At 67.1% G+C, this 16,420-nt stretch carries 15 protein-coding genes; 10 read left to right on the top strand and 5 right to left on the bottom strand.

Features of this window, described 5'->3' with window-relative positions; translation table 11 throughout:
* The 6 genes from urtE (at position 1) to DQG15_RS07865 (ending at position 3,561) form a co-directional block, all read left to right on the top strand.
* Positions 1 to 696 (top strand): urea ABC transporter ATP-binding subunit UrtE, encoded by a 696-nt coding sequence (gene urtE, locus DQG15_RS07890; protein WP_116084225.1) that lies wholly within the window; start codon positions 1 to 3, stop codon positions 694 to 696.
* Between the two features lie 114 nt (positions 697 to 810).
* Complete coding sequence (gene ccmA, locus DQG15_RS07885) at positions 811 to 1,428, top strand: heme ABC exporter ATP-binding protein CcmA (protein WP_116084223.1); 618 nt, start codon at positions 811 to 813, stop codon at positions 1,426 to 1,428.
* Positions 1,425 to 2,081 (top strand): heme exporter protein CcmB, encoded by a 657-nt coding sequence (ccmB, locus tag DQG15_RS07880; protein WP_116084221.1) that lies wholly within the window; start codon positions 1,425 to 1,427, stop codon positions 2,079 to 2,081. Before ccmA ends, ccmB begins: the two co-directional genes overlap by 4 nt.
* A gap of 57 nt (positions 2,082 to 2,138) precedes the next feature.
* Complete coding sequence (ccmC, locus tag DQG15_RS07875) at positions 2,139 to 2,867, top strand: heme ABC transporter permease CcmC (RefSeq protein ID WP_116084220.1); 729 nt, start codon at positions 2,139 to 2,141, stop codon at positions 2,865 to 2,867.
* Positions 2,867 to 3,028: a heme exporter protein CcmD gene (gene ccmD / locus DQG15_RS07870; protein ID WP_116084218.1), complete on the top strand. Its 162-nt coding sequence runs from the start codon at positions 2,867 to 2,869 to the stop codon at positions 3,026 to 3,028. Before ccmC ends, ccmD begins: the two co-directional genes overlap by 1 nt.
* Positions 3,028 to 3,561, top strand: coding sequence for a DsbE family thiol:disulfide interchange protein (locus tag DQG15_RS07865; RefSeq protein ID WP_116084217.1), 534 nt, complete (start codon positions 3,028 to 3,030; stop codon positions 3,559 to 3,561). Before ccmD ends, DQG15_RS07865 begins: the two co-directional genes overlap by 1 nt.
* A 139-nt stretch (positions 3,562 to 3,700) precedes the next feature.
* Here DQG15_RS07865 and ilvN read toward each other — a convergent pair whose 3' ends face one another.
* The 3 genes from ilvN to DQG15_RS07850 all read right to left on the bottom strand — a co-directional run bounded on the left by ilvN (position 3,701) and on the right by DQG15_RS07850 (position 8,230).
* The gene (gene ilvN / locus DQG15_RS07860; protein ID WP_116084215.1) at positions 3,701 to 4,276 is read right to left on the bottom strand and encodes an acetolactate synthase small subunit; all 576 of its coding nucleotides are present in this window, start codon (positions 4,274 to 4,276) and stop codon (positions 3,701 to 3,703) included.
* A gap of 127 nt (positions 4,277 to 4,403) precedes the next feature.
* On the bottom strand, positions 4,404 to 6,206 hold the full coding sequence (locus DQG15_RS07855) for a BCCT family transporter (protein WP_232830760.1): 1,803 nt from the start codon (positions 6,204 to 6,206) through the stop codon (positions 4,404 to 4,406).
* Between the two features lie 269 nt (positions 6,207 to 6,475).
* Positions 6,476 to 8,230, bottom strand: a complete 1,755-nt coding sequence (locus DQG15_RS07850) for an acetolactate synthase 3 large subunit (RefSeq protein ID WP_116084715.1) — start codon at positions 8,228 to 8,230, stop codon at positions 6,476 to 6,478.
* Positions 8,231 to 8,647: 417 nt separating this feature from the next.
* Here DQG15_RS07850 and DQG15_RS07845 point away from each other — a divergent pair, with 417 nt between their 5' ends.
* Positions 8,648 to 9,544 (top strand): YihY/virulence factor BrkB family protein, encoded by an 897-nt coding sequence (locus DQG15_RS07845; protein ID WP_116084212.1) that lies wholly within the window; start codon positions 8,648 to 8,650, stop codon positions 9,542 to 9,544.
* 27 nt (positions 9,545 to 9,571) lie between these two features.
* On the opposite strand, the gene DQG15_RS07840 is transcribed toward DQG15_RS07845, so the two are convergent.
* Positions 9,572 to 10,207: a response regulator transcription factor gene (locus DQG15_RS07840; protein ID WP_116084210.1), complete on the bottom strand. Its 636-nt coding sequence runs from the start codon at positions 10,205 to 10,207 to the stop codon at positions 9,572 to 9,574.
* Complete coding sequence (locus tag DQG15_RS07835; protein WP_116084208.1) at positions 10,204 to 11,652, bottom strand: cache domain-containing protein; 1,449 nt, start codon at positions 11,650 to 11,652, stop codon at positions 10,204 to 10,206. The genes DQG15_RS07840 and DQG15_RS07835 overlap by 4 nt, the downstream gene beginning before the upstream one ends.
* A 244-nt stretch (positions 11,653 to 11,896) precedes the next feature.
* On the opposite strand from DQG15_RS07835, the gene DQG15_RS07830 reads away from it, so the two are divergent.
* The 3 genes from DQG15_RS07830 (at position 11,897) to DQG15_RS07820 (ending at position 16,334) form a co-directional block, all read left to right on the top strand.
* Positions 11,897 to 12,985 carry a TRAP transporter substrate-binding protein gene (locus tag DQG15_RS07830; protein ID WP_116084206.1) on the top strand — a complete coding sequence of 363 codons (1,089 nt, stop codon included), beginning with the start codon at positions 11,897 to 11,899 and terminating at the stop codon, positions 12,983 to 12,985.
* A 102-nt stretch (positions 12,986 to 13,087) separates the two neighbouring features.
* Positions 13,088 to 13,981, top strand: coding sequence for a TRAP transporter small permease subunit (locus DQG15_RS07825; RefSeq protein ID WP_116084204.1), 894 nt, complete (start codon positions 13,088 to 13,090; stop codon positions 13,979 to 13,981).
* A gap of 1 nt (position 13,982) precedes the next feature.
* The gene (locus tag DQG15_RS07820) at positions 13,983 to 16,334 is read left to right on the top strand and encodes a TRAP transporter large permease subunit (protein ID WP_116084203.1); all 2,352 of its coding nucleotides are present in this window, start codon (positions 13,983 to 13,985) and stop codon (positions 16,332 to 16,334) included.
* Positions 16,335 to 16,420: the final 86 nt, after the last annotated feature.

The following is a 16,420-nucleotide window of genomic DNA, read 5'->3' as shown; positions in this document are numbered from 1 at the left end:
ATGCTGGACTGCCGAAACGTCACGCTGCACTACGGCTCCTCGCAGATCCTCCACGGCATCGACCTGATCGCCGAGCCCGGGCAGGTGACCTGCCTCATGGGCTGCAACGGCGTCGGCAAGACCAGTCTTCTCAAGGCCATTTCGGGCGCGCATCCCGCGTCCGGCGGCTCGATCGAGCTGGGCGGCGCGGACATCTCCCGGATGCCTTCGCACGCGCGCGCAAAGGCCGGGCTCGGCTATGTTCCGCAGGGACGGGAGATCTTTCCGCTGCTCACCGTGCGGCAGAATCTCGAGACCGGGTTCGCCTGTCTGCCCAGAGGCGAGAGGGCGGTGCCCGAGGAGATCTTCGAGCTGTTCCCGGTCCTGCGGAAGATGGAGGGACGCCGCGGCGGGGATCTCTCCGGCGGCCAGCAACAACAGCTCGCCATCGCGCGCGCCTTGGTGACACGGCCGAAGGTGCTGCTCCTCGACGAGCCGACGGAGGGCATCCAGCCGAACATCATCCAGGAGATCGGCCGCGTCATCGGCATCCTGCGCGAGCGGGGCACCATGGCCATCGTTCTGGTGGAGCAGTTCTTCGACTTCGCCTGGGATCTTGCGGACCGCGTCTACGCCCTCGACCGCGGGTCCGTCTCCCTCGCCGGCCGCCGGGGCGAAGTGGACCGCGCCGAGCTCCTGCGACACGTCTCGGTCTAGGGCGCACCCACGTTCCCCCGTAGATCGCCGGCAGATCACCGACCGTTCGCCCCGCGACATCCTGAACCCCGGCCGGGGCTGGGCAGTTCGGGTCTGGCGGGGTAGGCGGGGGCGATGGATGTGGTCTGCAACGATCTTTCCTGCCAGCGGGGCGGGATCACCGTTCTGGACGGTGTGAGTTTTCGTGTGCCCGCCGGCGGCGCACTGGCCCTGCGTGGTCCGAACGGGATCGGAAAGACGACTTTTCTGCGCACGCTCGCTGGACTTCAGCCCGCCGTCGCGGGGGAGGTGACGCCCGGTCCGCGCAACATGGCCTACGCCTCCCATGCCGACGGGGTGAAGGCGGCGCTTTCGGTCACCGAAACCCTTGAATTCTGGGCCCGGATCCACGGCAGGGCGGACATCGCGCCGGCGCTTGCGGCCTTCGATCTGGAGCGGTTGGCCGAGCGTCGGGCGGGAACGCTGTCCGCCGGGCAGCGCCGCCGGCTCGGCCTCGCGCGCCTTATGCTGACCGGCCGGGAGATCTGGCTGCTGGACGAGCCGACCGTCTCCCTCGACGCGGCCTCCGTCGCGCTCTTTGCGCGCGCCGTGAAGGCTCACCTGAGCGACGGCGGCACGGCCATCATCGCCACCCATGTGGATCTCAGCCTGGACGCCGCCGTGCTTGACCTCGCCCCCTTCCGGGCGAGGCCCACGACAGGCACGAGCGACTTCGACGAGGCCTTCCTGTGAGGGCGCTCCTGGTCCGTGATCTGTCCCTCTCGGTGCGGGCCGGCGGCGGGTTCGGTCTTGCGCTCGCCTTCTTCCTCATCGTCATCGCGCTCGTTCCTTTCGCCGTCGGCCCGGCGACCACAACGCTCTCGCTCATCGCGCCGGGCATCCTCTGGCTCGGGGCGCTTCTGGCCTGCCTGCTCTCACTCGACAGGATCCTCGCGCTCGACTGGGAAGATGGCTCGCTCGACCTTCTCGCCACGGCGCCGATCCCTATGGAGGGCGTGGCCGCGATCAAGGCGCTGGCGCACTGGGTGACGACGGGCCTTCCGCTGACGCTCGCGGCGCCCGGCCTCGGCGTCCTTCTCAACCTCGCGCCCGAAGGCTTCCTCTGGCTCACGCTGTCGCTCGCCGTCGGCACGCCGGCGCTCTCGGCCATCGGCACGTTCGGGGCGGCGCTGACGGTCGGCGTGCGGCGGGGCGGGCTGCTTCTGTCCCTCATCGTCCTGCCGCTTTACGTGCCGGTGCTGATCCTGGGATCCGAGGTCGCGCGGCGGGGCGCCGCCGGGATGGAGACGGAGACGGCGCTCGCCCTTCTTGGCGCGCTGACGCTCGGATCGCTCGCTGCCATGCCCTTCGCGGCGGCTGCGGCAATCCGTATCAACCTGCGCTGAGCACCTCGCCTCGATGTCACTGGAAGCCGCCTGCGGGCAGGGATAGGGTCAGCGCCGATGTCGCTCTGGGAATACGCAAATCCGCGCCGCTTCATGGCCGCCTCCGGCGCCGTCCTGCCCTGGATCTCCGGGCTGGCGGCGGTGCTGGTCGCCCTTGGCCTCGCATGGGGCTTCTTCGGCACGCCGGACGATTACCGGCAGGGCTCCACCGTCAAGATCTTCTACCTCCACGTGCCCGCGGCGATGATCGCCATCAATGCGTGGCTGATGATGCTCGTCGCCTCGCTGATCTGGCTCATCCGGCGGCACCACGTCTCCGCCCTCGCGGCGAAGGCGGCCGCGCCGGTGGGACTGACGATGACCCTGGTGACCCTGGTGACCGGTGCGATCTGGGGCCAGCCGATGTGGGGCACCTGGTGGGAATGGGATCCGCGGCTGACATCGTTCCTGATCCTCGGGCTGTTCTACCTCGGTTACCTCGCCCTCTGGGAAGCCATCGACGATCCCGACGCCGCGGCGGACCTTACCTCGGTCCTGTGCCTCGTGGGGTCGGTGTTCGCGATCCTGTCGCGCTATGCGCTCGTCTTCTGGAACCAGGGGCTGCATCAGGGCGCATCGCTGTCGCTCGACAAGGAACAGAACGTGGCAGACGTCTTCTGGTGGCCGGCCATGGTCACGCTTGCGGGGTTCGTCTGCCTCTTCGTTGCGCTGGTTCTTCTCAGGACGCGGACCGAGATCCGCGCGCGGCGGCTGAAGGCGGTGGTGGCCCGGGCGAGGATGTCGTGATGCCGGAGCTTGGTAAGTACGCGGCCGAAGTCCTGTCGGCCTACGGCATCTCGCTGACCCTCCTGGCGGGACTGGTCCTGTGGTCGGTGATCGCGGGGCGGCGGATGCGCGCACGGCTGGCGAAGGCCGAGGACGAGCTGGCGAAGGGACGGGGGGCCTGATGAAAACCGTGTTGCTTTTCGGCGTGCCGCTGGTCTTCGCCGCCTTTGCAGGCCTCCTCCTGGCGGGCCTCGCCGAGCGTGAGGAGAGCGGCGACGCGTTGCCCTCCGCCCTCGTCGGGCAGGCGGCGCCCGAGATGAACCTGACGCCACTCGGCGATCTGCCGGCGCTCGACCGCGCCGCGCTCGAAAGGCCGGGGCCCAAGCTCGTGAACTTCTGGGCGAGCTGGTGCGTGCCGTGCCGCGCCGAGCATCCGCTTCTAGAAGGTCTCTCCGAGGAGGCACCGCTCTACGGCATCGCCTACAAGGACAAGCAGGCGGACAGCCTCGCATTCCTCGCGGAACTCGGTAACCCGTTCGACGCGGCCTCCACGGACGATACCGGGCGCACCGGCATCGAATGGGGCCTCTATGGCGTGCCCGAGACCTTCGTTCTGGACGGGGACGGTACCATCGTCCTGCGCCATGCCGGCCCGCTCACGCCCGAGATCGTCGAGCGGGAGATCCTGCCGGCGCTGGAAGCGGCGGGGGGCTAGGCGCGAGCGCCGGTTCGGGGGGATGGCGCGGCCGGGTCGCGGGCGCGCGGTCCGACATGCGACGATTTTCGTGAAAGCGGCGCGGGAGCACTCGCCACGAGAGCGGGCGCGTCCCTGTTCCGAAGGAGCGGCTCGAAGCTTACGCGGTCTCGGATTGCGCGCCGCGGGCGAGCGCGGCGATACCGGTCCGGGCGACTTCGATGAGGCCGAGGGGACGCATCAGGTCCGCGAAGGCGCCGATCTTCTCGGGCGTGCCGGTCAGTTCGAACACGAAGCTCTCCAGCGTCGAATCCACCACCGAGGCGCGGAAGATGTCCGCAAGGCGCAGCGCCTCGACGCGCTTATCGCCCTGGCCCGCCACCTTGAACAGCGCCAGTTCGCGCTGGACGGAGGGCCCTTCGACGGTGAGGTCGGCAACGGAATAGACCGGGACGAGGCGGCCGAGCTGCGCCTTGATCTGCTCGATCACCTGCGGCGTTCCGGTGGTGACGATAGTGATCCGGCTGCGGCGACCTTCATGGTCGATCTCGGCGACCGTCAGGCTTTCGATATTGTAGCCACGGCCCGAGAAGAGCCCGATGACGCGGGCGAGTACACCGGCCTCGTTGTCCACCACCACCGCGAGGGTATGAGCCTCCAGGACCTCCGCGTTGGGATCGCGCAGATCGTAGGCGGAATGCTTGGAGGAACCCTTCTTGATCTTCAGCGGCGGCATGGCATCGGGCCTTTGGCAGGAAATTTCAACTGGACCCGGGCGGTAGCCCGGTCTTGGCCGTTCGGCAAGGCCGAAGGGCAGGAGGGGGACCGCCGCGCGCCTCAGGATGCGCGGCGGCCCGTTCTTGTCAGCGCGGCTCGGTCGCGAGGCCGCGGTAGATCGCGTAGCACATCAGCAGAAGCACCACGGTGAAGGGCAGGCCGGTGGAGATCACCATCGATTGCAGCGAGGAGAGGCCCCCTGCGGAGAGCAGGAGCACGATGGCCACCACCCCCTCGAAGATGCACCAGAAGACCCGCTGCGGCACTGGCGCGTCGACCTTGCCGCCCGCCGTGATCGTGTCGATCACCAGCGAGCCGGAGTCGGACGAGGTGACGAAGAAGACGATCACGAGCACGATCCCGATGAAGGACGTGATCGCCGTCAGCGGCAGGGCGTCCAGCATGCGGAAGAGCTGCAGCGGCAGATCGGCGTCCTGCACGGCCGTGTAGCCGTCCTGGATCACCTGGTTGATCGCCGTGCCGCCGAACACCGCCATCCAGAACACGCAGACGAGGCTCGGGATCAGCAGGACGCAGATCAGGAACTCTCGCACGGTCCGGCCGCGGCTGACGCGGGCGATGAACATGCCGACGAAGGGTGACCAGGAGATCCACCACGCCCAGTAGAAGGACGTCCAGCCTTGCGTGAAGTTGACGTCTTCACGGCCGACCGGGTTCGACAGTTCGGGCAGGTAGCGGCCGTAGGCCACGAGGCTGTCCACGAAGCCGGTCAGGATCGCCAGCGTCGGCCCGGCAATCAGCACGAAGAGCAGCAGAAGGACCGCGAGACCCATGTTGATCTCGGACAGGATCTGAACGCCGCCTTCGAGGCCGCGCAGAACCGAGATCAGTGCGATGGAGGTGATGACGCAAATGAGGACCACCTGCGTCGTCGCGCCCATGGGAATGCCGAAGAGATCGCTGAGGCCGGCATTTGCCTGAGCGGCGCCGAGACCAAGCGAGGTCGCGAGGCCGAACAGCGTTGCGAACACCGCGAGGATGTCGATCAGGTGACCCCACCAGCCCCAGACGCGTTCGCCGAGGATCGGATAGAACGCGGACCGGACGGAGAGCGGCAGACCCTTGTTGTAGGAGAAGAGCGCCAGGGCCAGGGCCACGACGGCGTAGATCGCCCAGGGGTGGAGGCCCCAGTGGAAGATCGTGGCGGCCATGCCGATGCGGACCGCTTCGCGTTCGTCTCCGGCGGAGGCGCCAAGGGGGGACCAGTCGGTCCGGCCGGGGGTGACGTCGAAATCGCCGCGCGCATCGGCCGGGACCTGCTCGTCGAGGAGCTGCAGGACCGCGTCGGGCGAGGGAGCGGTGACCCCGGTGGCCAGCTCGAAGCTCTCGCGGTCGGCGAAGCCCGGAGGAACCGCACCGTCGCCCGGATCGTCACCCGAATAGGTCACGCCGTAGCTCGTGCCGCCGGAGGCGGTGCCGAAATGGGTGAGGGGCTCGGAAACACCGTAGAACATGAGGCCGATGCCCATGCCGGCAGCGAAGAGCATCGCGAACCAGCCGGGATAGCTGAAGTCGGGCGTGGCATCCTTGCCGCCGAGGCGCACCTTGCCGACCGGCAGGATGATCAGCGCGATGCAGAACACGACGAAGACGTTGGCGGCGCCGATGAAGAACCAGTCGAAGCCTTGCGTGACGCTCGCGAAGAGCCACGAGAAGGCCTGCCCGGACTGATCCGGCAGAAGCAGCGTCAGCAGCGTGAACAGCACCACCGCGGCGCCGGAAATCACGAAAACGGGGTTGTGGACGTCGAAGCCGAACGGTCCGACGGAGCCTTCCACGTTCTGCTCGCCGATCTCGTAATCGGTCTCGATCGGGTTCACGGGCCCGTCAGGGGCCGGGATGCCCGGTTGTGTTTCGTCGTCTGTCACGGATGACCCTCCTTCGTCGTAGGGATGGATCCTTGCGGAATGGGCCGGACCGCGCAGGCCCCGCAGGATCTTCGGATTTAGCGTTCGTGCGCCCATCTTGGGCGGACAGGGGGCAGACCTGTCCTCAAATGCGGCACCCGGCGCTCATAATGCGACAAAGATGGGCGCGGGCGACAGGCGCTCCATGCCGCAACCGACGAAGTGTTGCAAACCGGTAGGCATCGTCCGGGCGGGCGTGGTGGCCCGCCCGGACGGCTTGCGAAGAGGTGTCAGACGAGAACGGCGCCCTTGGAGCCGATGGCGTCCTTGGCCGTCATCTCGCCGAGCAGCATCTTGTTGTGCGGCTCGCCGGACGGGATCATCGGCAGGCAATTCTCGTGCTTCTCGACGAGGCAGTCCATCAGCACCGGGCCGTCATGCTCGATCATCTCGCGGATCGCGTCATCGAGATCGGACGGATCCTTCACCTGGATCCCCTTGAAGCCGAACGCTTCCGCCAGCTTGACGAAATCGGGCAGAGCCTCGGACCAGGAGTGCGAGTACCGCTCGCCGTGCAGCAGCTGCTGCCACTGGCGGACCATGCCGAGGCGTTCGTTGTTGAGGATGAACTGCTTAACAGGCAGGCGATACTGCGCCGCGGTGCCCATTTCCTGCATGTTCATCAGCCAGGACGCCTCGCCGGCGACGTTGATGACCAGCGCATCGGGATGCGCGACCTGAACGCCGATGGAGGCCGGGAAGCCGTAGCCCATCGTCCCGAGCCCGCCCGAGGTCATCCAGCGGTTCGGCGCCTCGAAGCCGAGATACTGCGCCGCCCACATCTGATGCTGGCCGACCTCGGTGCAGATGTACCGGTCATGGTCCTTGGTCAGCGCCTCGAGGCGGGCGAGGGCGTGCTGCGGCTTGATGGTCTTTTCCGACGGCTTGAACGCCAGGCAGTCGACGTCGCGCCATGCCTCGATCCGGTTCCACCACTTGGCCAGCGCCTCGCCGTTCACCCGCCGCCCGCGGCTCTTCCAGACGCGCAGGACGTCCTCGAGCACGTGGCCGACATCGCCGATGATCGGAATGTCCGTCCGGATGACCTTGTTGATCGAAGACGGATCGATATCGATATGGGCCCGCTTGCTCTTGGGGCTGAAGTCGGAGACGCGGCCGGTGATCCGGTCGTCGAAGCGGGCGCCGACATTGATCATCAGATCGCAGCCATGCATCGCGAGGTTGGCCTCGTAGAGACCGTGCATCCCCAGCATGCCCAGCCACTTGTCGCCGGAGGCGGGATAGGCGCCGAGGCCCATCAGCGTGGACGTGATCGGAAAGCCCGTCGCCTCGACGAGCTCGCGCAGGAGCTGGCTGGCCGCCGGGCCGGAATTGATGACGCCGCCGCCGGTGTAGAAGATCGGCTTTTCCGCCGTCTCGATGGCCTCGACGAGGGCGGTGATCGCCTCCATGTCGCCCTTGATCTGCGGCGCGTAATGGCTGCGCCGCGCCTCGCGGGGGCCGTGATAGGTGCCGGTGGCGAACTGAACGTCCTTCGGCAGATCGACGACGACCGGCCCGGGGCGGCCCGAGGTCGCGACGTGGAAGGCCTCGTGGATCGTCTGGGACAGCGACTCGGTGTCCTTCACGAGCCAGTTGTGCTTCGTGCAGGGACGCGTGATGCCGACGGTGTCCGCCTCCTGGAAGGCATCGGAGCCGATGGCGAAGGTCGGAACCTGGCCGGTGAGGACGACCATCGGGATCGAATCCATCAGCGCGTCGGTGATGCCGGTGACGGCGTTCGTCGCGCCGGGGCCGGACGTCACCAGAACGACGCCGGGCTTGCCGGTGGACCGGGCGTAGCCCTCGGCGGCATGAGTCGCCCCCTGCTCGTGCCGGACGAGGATATGACGGATGCCTTCCTGCTGGAAGATCTCGTCGTAGATCGGAAGCACGGCGCCGCCGGGATATCCGAATACGGTATCGACGCCCTGATCGAGAAGGGCCTGAACAACCATCTTCGCGCCGGTCATCTTCCGTGTCATCTTCGCCTCCGCCATGGGGCCGTCTCCAGTGTTTCGGGGCCCGTGTGACAGCGCCCCATCCTCAGTCATTCACGCAACAAAAAGCCCCCGATCTTTCGAACGGGGGCGCATGGTTCGGACCTATGGTCTGCCGCTAGCGGCCCATGCACCCAAATCCTACAATTACGAGAAGAGCGGTCATCTACCGATCCTTTGCTGCGGTCCGGGCACACTAATCGCGCGCGGAGGGCGGGTCAACGCCGGCTCTGTACTTTATTTCGTCAAATTGGCCAGGTGGGACAGAATGTTTCGCGACAATTCCGCCGCCGTCAAACCCCTTGAAGATAAAAGAGGAACCGGCATGGTCGGGCGGCGCTTGTGCTGACATGGACGCAATTCTCTCGACACCGTGACCGCCCCAACTGGATCCAAGCCCCGATGAGCACCTCAAGACAGGCGGACAGCCCCGCCGACATCAGCAAGACCGGCTGGATCGCCATCGCCAAGCGGGTCTGGGCGGAACAGACCAACGACCATGTCGGGCTGATTGCCGCCGGGGTCGCGTTCTACGGCCTGCTGGCGCTCTTCCCGGCCGTAACGGCGACCATGGCCATCGCCGGCCTGATCGCCGAGCCGGACGTGGTGGCCGGGCAGATCGAGACCTTCACCGCGATGATGCCGGCCGATGCCGCCTCCCTTCTCATCGATCAGGTTCAGGCCGTGACCGGCTCCGAGAGCGGCGGGCTCGGTATTGCCGCCATCTTCGGCATCCTCGTCGCGATCTATTCCGCCTCCAAGGGCGTCAATTCCCTGATGGAAGGGCTCAACGTCGCCTTCGACCAGGAGGAGGACCGCGGCTTCTTCATGCTGACGGCGATGAAGTTCGGGCTGACCTTCGCGCTGATCGTCGGACTGGTGCTGATCGCCATCCTGCTCGCCATCGTTCCCGCCGCCATAGCCTTCCTGCCGATCGGGGAGACGCTGGAAACCTGGCTGAACTACGGGCGGTGGCCGATCCTCCTCGTTGTCGTCTGCGTCGGCCTCGCCTTTCTCTATCGCTTCGGCCCGTCGCGGTCGCCTCGCGGCTGGCGCTGGATCACGCCGGGCGCGGCCATCGCGACGGCCCTGTGGGTGATCGGTTCGCTGGGCTTCAGCTTCTACGTCGCCAATTTCGGCAGCTACAACGAGACCTTCGGAGCGCTCGGCGGCGTCATCATCCTTCTGATGTGGCTCTGGCTTTCAGCCTACATCGTCCTGATCGGCGCGGAGATCGACGCGGAAATGGAGCGGCAGGCGAAGGGCAGGGTGAAGGGCAAGCGCAAGCGGACCCTCTGATCGCCCGCGCCCGTCCGGCCGGGGCCGTCAGAAGCCCGAACCGGTCCCCTGCAGGACGCCATGTTCCATGGCGTAGCGGGTGAGGCCGGCGGTGGAGCTGATACCGAGTTTCTCGCGGATGTTGCGGCGGTGGGTCTCGACCGTGCGGACCGAGATGTCGAGTTCTTCAGCCACGTCTCGGTTGGACTTGCCGCGAGCGAGTTGCAGCAGGATCGTCTGTTCCCGCCCGGTCAGCGCGTCAGGCCGCGCGGTCCTGGCGCCGTGCGCGGCGGATGCTCCGGTGCAGAGGTAGGTTCCGCCGGCGATGACCGCGTCGATCGCCTCCCGCACCTCCTCGGTCGGCACGTCCTTCAGCACGTACCCCTTGGCGCCGTGGCTGAGGGCCGTCGCAATGTATTCGGGCGAATCGTGCATCGACAGGATCAGGATCCGTGTCGCGGGCGCACGCTCGAGGATCAGCTCCGTCGCTGCCAGCCCGCCGATGCCGGGCATGTTGAGGTCCATCAGGACGATATCCGGCGCAAGCTGCGAGACCTGCTCCACCGCGTCCCTGCCGCCGGAGAGGCAGGCTACGACCTCGATGTCCCCCTCGCTTTCCAGCAGCGCGCGCATGCCTTCGGCGACGAGAGGGTGGTCGTCCACGATCATCACTCGGATCGTCATGCCGGGGTCGCCTCCTGTCTTGGGGAATGGGCCGGAGCGCGCGGATCGGCGCTGTCCTCCGGGGGGAGAAGGTGGGTGAGCGGAACGTGCGCCTGGATGGTGGTGCCCTTGCGGGAACTCTCGATCTCGAGCCGCCCGTCGAGCCGCTCCAGCCGCTCCTGCATGTTCCGGAGGCCGAGGCCGGCGGATCCCGCTTCCCCTGTGGGCGCCATCCCCTGACCATTATCGGAAATGCCAAGGGTGGCGCCCGCCGAATGGCCGAACAGGCGGACGTCCAGGGCCGTGGCGCGGGCATGGCGCTCCACGTTGGTGAGCGCCTCCTGCGCGACGCGGTAAAGCGCGATCTTCGCCTCCTGATCGAGACGGTTGCGGAAAACGACAGTATCGAAGCGCGTGTCGATGCCGGTCCTCGCGCCGAATTCCTCGCAGAGCGCCTGGATGGCCGGGCCAAGGCCGAGATCGTCGAGGACGCCGGGGCGCAGGTCCCGGCTGATCCGGCGCACCTCCTGGATCGCCCCTGCGAGCGCCGCCGCGGCGGTGTCCAGGCTCTCCGTCGCGCGCGCATCGCCCGAGCGCACCCTGCGTTTGGCCAGCTCCAGCGCGTAGCGCGTGCCGACGAGGATCTGGGAGATGGAATCGTGCAATTCCCGAGCCACCCTCCCGCGTTCCTCTTCCTGGGTGTCGAAGATGCGCTGCGTCAGCGTCTTGAGCCGGATCGAGGAGGCCCTGCGCTCGCGGATGTTGGTGATGAGACCGGACAGGAAGACCGCGGCGAGGGCGGTGAGGGTCAGCGCGGCGGTCCAGAGGAACGTCTCCTCCACCCGCGATTGCACATCGGCGCGGGCGGCATCGACGCCATGCAGGACATCGTCGATGAAGATGCCGGTGCCGAGCGCCCATTGCCAGTCCTGCAAGCCGACGACGTACGAGACCATCCGCGCGTCCTCGCCGGTCGAGGGTCTCTCCCAGATATAATCGTGGTACCCGCCGCCCTGCCGCGCGATCTCGATCAGCCGGTCCACGACGGGGGTGCCCTCTGCATCGGTGGTGCCGGTGAGGGTCTGTCCGATGAGCTCGGTCTGTCGCGGGCTGACGAGATTGGTGCCGTCGTAATCGTAGACGAAGAAGAACCCGTCCTGCCCGTAGATCATCGCCGCCAGGATCTGCGTCACCCGCAGCTTGGCCTCCTCGTCGTCGGGCAGGGCGCGGCCGTACTCGCTGGCGATGGCCGTGCGGGCGATGGACAGGTAGTTCTTCAGTTCCCGCTTCTTGGCCTCGATGAGCTGACGTTCGAGCCCGGCGATCTCCCGCTCCGCCAGCCGCCCGGCCTGAAGCGATACGATCCCCGCGATGACCGCCGCCGCGATCAGGAGCGGGATTGCCGCCACCAGCATGACGCGGCGGGTCACGGCCGGACCGAAGGAAGAAGGCAGGTCTAGGCGCATGGGGTCTGACTGCTATCGGGGCAGGTTCCCGAAGATACCGGGGCAGGGGCGTTCGATCAAGCGCGAGGGGGAGGCCAGTCGCGCGATCCCCACGCCCTCCCTCGGCGCCTCCGTCCAACTCGCGCAAGAAAATGTCGCGCCTACGTAGTTCTTGGTATTCCGCGGCGGTTCCCGCTCTGGGTAGTGTGGGCGGCACTCGGAACAGGCCGCGCGGGGGAGCGCGGCAATCCCTGGGAGGATACATATGGATCGTCGTTCATTCCTGCGCACGTCCGCGCTCGGCGGCGGCGCGGCAGCAGCCGCGTCCCTTGCAGCGCCCGCCATCGCGCAAGGCACCCGCACGCTCACCATGGTCGCGACCTGGCCGCGCGGTCTCGCCGGCGTCTGGGATTCGGTCGAGCGCTTCTCGAACACCGTTTCGGAGCTGACCGACGGCCAGCTGACCATCGACGCCAAGGCGGCCGGCGAACTCGTCGGCGCGCTCGAGGTGTTCGACGCGGTGACCTCCGGCCAGGCGGACCTCTACCACGGCTGCGAATATTATTTCATCGGACAGCATCCGGCGCTTGCCTATTTCACCACGGTGCCCTTCGGCATGACCACGCCGGAACTGATGACTTGGTACTATGGCCAAGACGGCATGGCGCTGCACCACGAGCTGGGCGAGATCTTCGGCCTTCGCGGCTTCCTTGCTGGCAATACCGGCGCGCAGGGCGGCGGCTGGTTCCGCAGCCCGGTGAACTCGGCAGCCGACTTCCAGGGCCTGAAGTTCCGCATGCCGGGTCTCGGCGGCGAGGTCATGGCGAAGCTCGGCGCCTCGGTCCAGGTGCTTCCGGGCGGCGAGATCTACCAGGCCCTCTCCACCGGCGCGCTTGATGCGACGGAATGGATCGGCCCGTGGTCCGACGAGAAGCTCGGCCTGCAGGAGATCGCGAAGAACTACTACCCCGCCGGTTTCCACGAGCCGGGCGCGGCGCTCGTCGTCAACGCCAATCTCGAGGTCTTCAACTCGCTGCCGGCGTCCCACCAGAAGGCGATCGAGATCGCCGCCGCCGAGACGCACCAGCACAATTACGGCCTGTTCCTCGCCAATAACGGTCCCGCGCTCGAGCGCCTCGTTCAGTCCGGCGTGCAGATCCAGGAGTTCTCGGACGACATCTGGGACGCCTTCGGCTCGGCGAGCCAGGAGGTCCTCGGTCAGTATGCGGGCGATCCGATCTACGACAAGATCTACAAGTCGGCGATGGATTCCATGCGGTCCTCCGCCCAGTGGCTCGAAGTGTCGGACAACCGCTATTCGACGCAGCGCAACCGGGTGCTCGCCGCGCTCTGACGCGCGCCTCGCTCGAGCCTCGAAGCTGCGCGGGGGGATCCGGTCTCCCCGCGCACACCCGTCTTTTCAGCACGTCTCCTCCCCCGAAAGAAGGCCGGTCCGATGATCGACGCCATCCTCTGGACCCTCGGCAACCTCGCCCTCGGCATACGGAACATCGCCTATGCCGTGACCCATCCGGGCGCGTGGCTCGACTGGTCCGACCCCGAGGCGCTCATCCGCTTCATCTATTACGGCGCCTCCGTGGAGCTGCTCTTCGCCGTTCTGGTCCTTCTGCTTTTCGTGCTCCTCGCGGGCATGGTCTGGCGGCCCTTCATGTGGGGCACCGTGCGGGTCCTCGAAGGCATGGCCAACGCCATCGGACGGGCCGTCGCTTGGGTGGGTCTTCTGATGGTCCTGCAGCAAATCGCCGTGGTCTTCCTGCAATCCGTCTTCCGTCTCGGCGAAATCACGGTGTCCCCCTTCGGGATGGGGTTCACGCAGTCCGTCGGCTGGTTTTCCGAGGAGCTGAAGCTCTATAACGCGATGGTCGTGGCGCTCTGCGTCTCCTACACGTTCGTTCAGGGAACGCATGTGAGGGTGGACCTGCTCTACGGCCCGGCGAGCTTCCGCACCAAGCGCGTCATCGACATGGCAGGCGCGCTCTTCTTCATGATGCCGGCGGCGGTGCTGATCTGGCTCTACTCCTGGTTCTTCCTCTGGCGCCACCTGATCACGCCGAAGGTCTCCGCCACGGACGCGCTCGACCTGATGCTCCGCAAGGCGCAGATCGTGCGCTGGAACGTCGAGCGGATCGGCTTCTCGCCCAACGGCTTCGATGCCTATTTCCTGTTCAAGATCCTGATGGTGGCCTTCACGCTACTGGTCTTCCTGCAGGCCATCGCCGTTTTCGCCCGCGCCTGGTGCGAGTTCCGCGAGGGACCCCAGAGCGAGGGCAGGTATCTCGACCGGGACAGCCTCGGCGCCGGCGAAGAGCTCTACGAGGGAACGCACTGACATGATCTTCGGTCTGGACGGGGTCGAAATCGGCCTCATCATCGTTCTGCTGTGCCTGTTCGGCGGGATCCTCTCCGGCTTCCCGGTCGCCTTCGCCATCGGCGGGGCGGGCGTCATCAGCTTCTTCATCATCGCCGCGCTCGACAGCGCCGGCATCCTCACCCATTCGGCCGTGGACAGCGGATCGGACGCCTACCGCGCCCTGTTGGCGCAAGGGGTCGCGCCGATCGACATATCGCGCTTCAGGTATCCGGACCTGCCGCAGATCACCCAGCCGCTCTTCGAGGGCGGGTGGCAGGACGCGATGAACCGCAACCTCTCCTTCATCACCAACCGGATGAACGAGCGCGTCTTCGCGGGCCAGAGCATCGAGACGCTCCTGGCCGTGCTGATGTTCGTGATGATGGGGATCGTGCTCGAACGCTCCAAGATCGCGAACGACCTCCTGACGACGATGGCCCGGGTCTTCGGCCCGCTGCCCGGAGGGCTCGCCGTGTCCGTCGTGATCGTGGGCGCCTTTCTCGCCGCCTCCACCGGCATCGTCGGCGCGACCGTGGTCACGATGGGGCTCCTGTCGCTGCCGACCATGCTGCGCGCCGGGTACTCGCCGCAGATCGCGACCGGCGTCATCGCCGCGTCCGGCACGCTCGGCCAGATCATCCCTCCCTCCATCGTCATCGTCCTTCTGGGCACGCTCGCCGGGGACCTCTATGCCACCGCGCAGGAGACCCGCGCCCAGGCTGCCGGATGCACCGACGCGCTGACCTATCTGGGCGAGGCGGCAGTCGTCTCGGTCGGAACGCTCTTTCAGGCGGCGATCCTGCCGGGTGTGCTGCTGGCGGTCCTCTATGCCGCCTACGCCTTCGTCTACGCGGTGCTGAACCCCGCCAAGGCGCCGCCGGTCCGCGGCGGGGCGCAGACGGGAGAGCAGACGTCCGGCCGTCATGCGCTCGTCTGGTATCTCGCGATCCCGGTCATCCTGATCGGCGGAACGCTTGCACTCGGTCAGGCGGGCGTCGTCGGAAGCCAGGATCTCACGGTGCGCTCCTTCTCCGAGGTCACCGCGACGCCGGAGCTGCGAACGAACGTCTCCGAGCAGTGCCAGGCCGCGATGATCGAGCTGCACGGGCAGGCTCGCTGGGATCGCGCCGTGGCGCAGACCGAGGCTCTGGCCGGCACGGCAACGGGAGAGACCCACCGCCTGAACGCCGAAGAGCTGGAAGAGGCCCGCGCCGCCAAGATCGCGAATGCCGCACCGATCGGCACCGGCATCGCCACCGGCTTCCTGCTCCTTGCGCTCGTGCTGACCACCGCGCGGGGCACCGAGCCCTCCGCACGCATGGCGCCGCTTCTCGTGGGCGGTCTCGGGATCGTCCTCGGCCTGATGGCGGACATCGCCCTCATCGGTCCGCAGACGAGCCCCGGCACGACGCTCCTCATCCTCGCCCTGCCGCTGGCGCTCACGCTCTACGGCTGTCGCCATGCCGCGGCGCTTCTGGGGCGCAACGAGCTCATCCGCGTCGTCGTGCCGCCACTGGTGCTGATCGTCGCCGTCCTCGGCTCCATCCTCGGCGGCATCACCAATCCGACGCCCGCCGCGGCGCTGGGGGCGGGCGGCGCGATCATGCTCGCCGCATTCCGCAAGCTTCAGGAGGAAGGACGCTCGGGAAGCATCATCCTCTACGCGGCTTTCGCGGTCCTCGTGATGATCCTCCTCGGGGCGAATTTCGACCTGCGCGTCACGGCCGAAGGTACCGGGTTCGAGAACCGGGTGGCGTGGCTTGCCGCCTATGCATGCTGGTACTTCGCCTTCTTCGGCGTTCTTTACGCGTGCTGGGTGCTGTTCCGGACGCGGGTCCTGACACCGGCGGTGCGGGAGACGGCGAAGGTCACGAGCATGGTCTTCACCATCCTGATCGGCTCGCAGCTCCTCAACCTCGTGGTGATCTCCTTCGGGGGGGAGGAGTACATCCAGGATTTCCTGCGGAGCTTCGATCGCGAATGGGTCGTGTTCCTGATCGTGATGCTGGTGCTGTTCATCCTGGGCTTCGTGCTCGACTTCCTGGAGATCATCTACATCGTGATCCCCATCGTCGGCCCGGTGATCTACGGCGGCACGATGGATCCCAAATGGGTCACGATCATGATCGCCGTCAATCTCCAGACCAGCTTCCTGACGCCCCCGTTCGGCTTCGCGCTGTTCTACCTGCGCGGGGTCGCCCCGCGCGAGGTGACGACGGGGCACATCTATCGCGGGGTTATTCCCTTCGTGCTGATCCAGATCCTCGGGCTTGCGCTGCTGTGGTTCTTCCCGGGCGTGGTGACCATCGTGCCCGACATGATCGGGAACTGACGGGAGGACCCAGCGTCGCCGGCCGCCTGAGGAGGGGGCCGGCTGCCGCTGAGCCGGACCGGAGGCTGGAGGGTTGCCGAGCGCAT

Source organism: Tropicimonas sp. IMCC34011 (genome assembly GCF_003390865.1).
Classification (GTDB): Bacteria; Pseudomonadota; Alphaproteobacteria; order Rhodobacterales; family Rhodobacteraceae; genus Tropicimonas_B.
The sequence above is the reverse complement of the archived record's forward strand: the minus strand, read 5'-3'. Positions and strand labels throughout refer to the sequence as shown.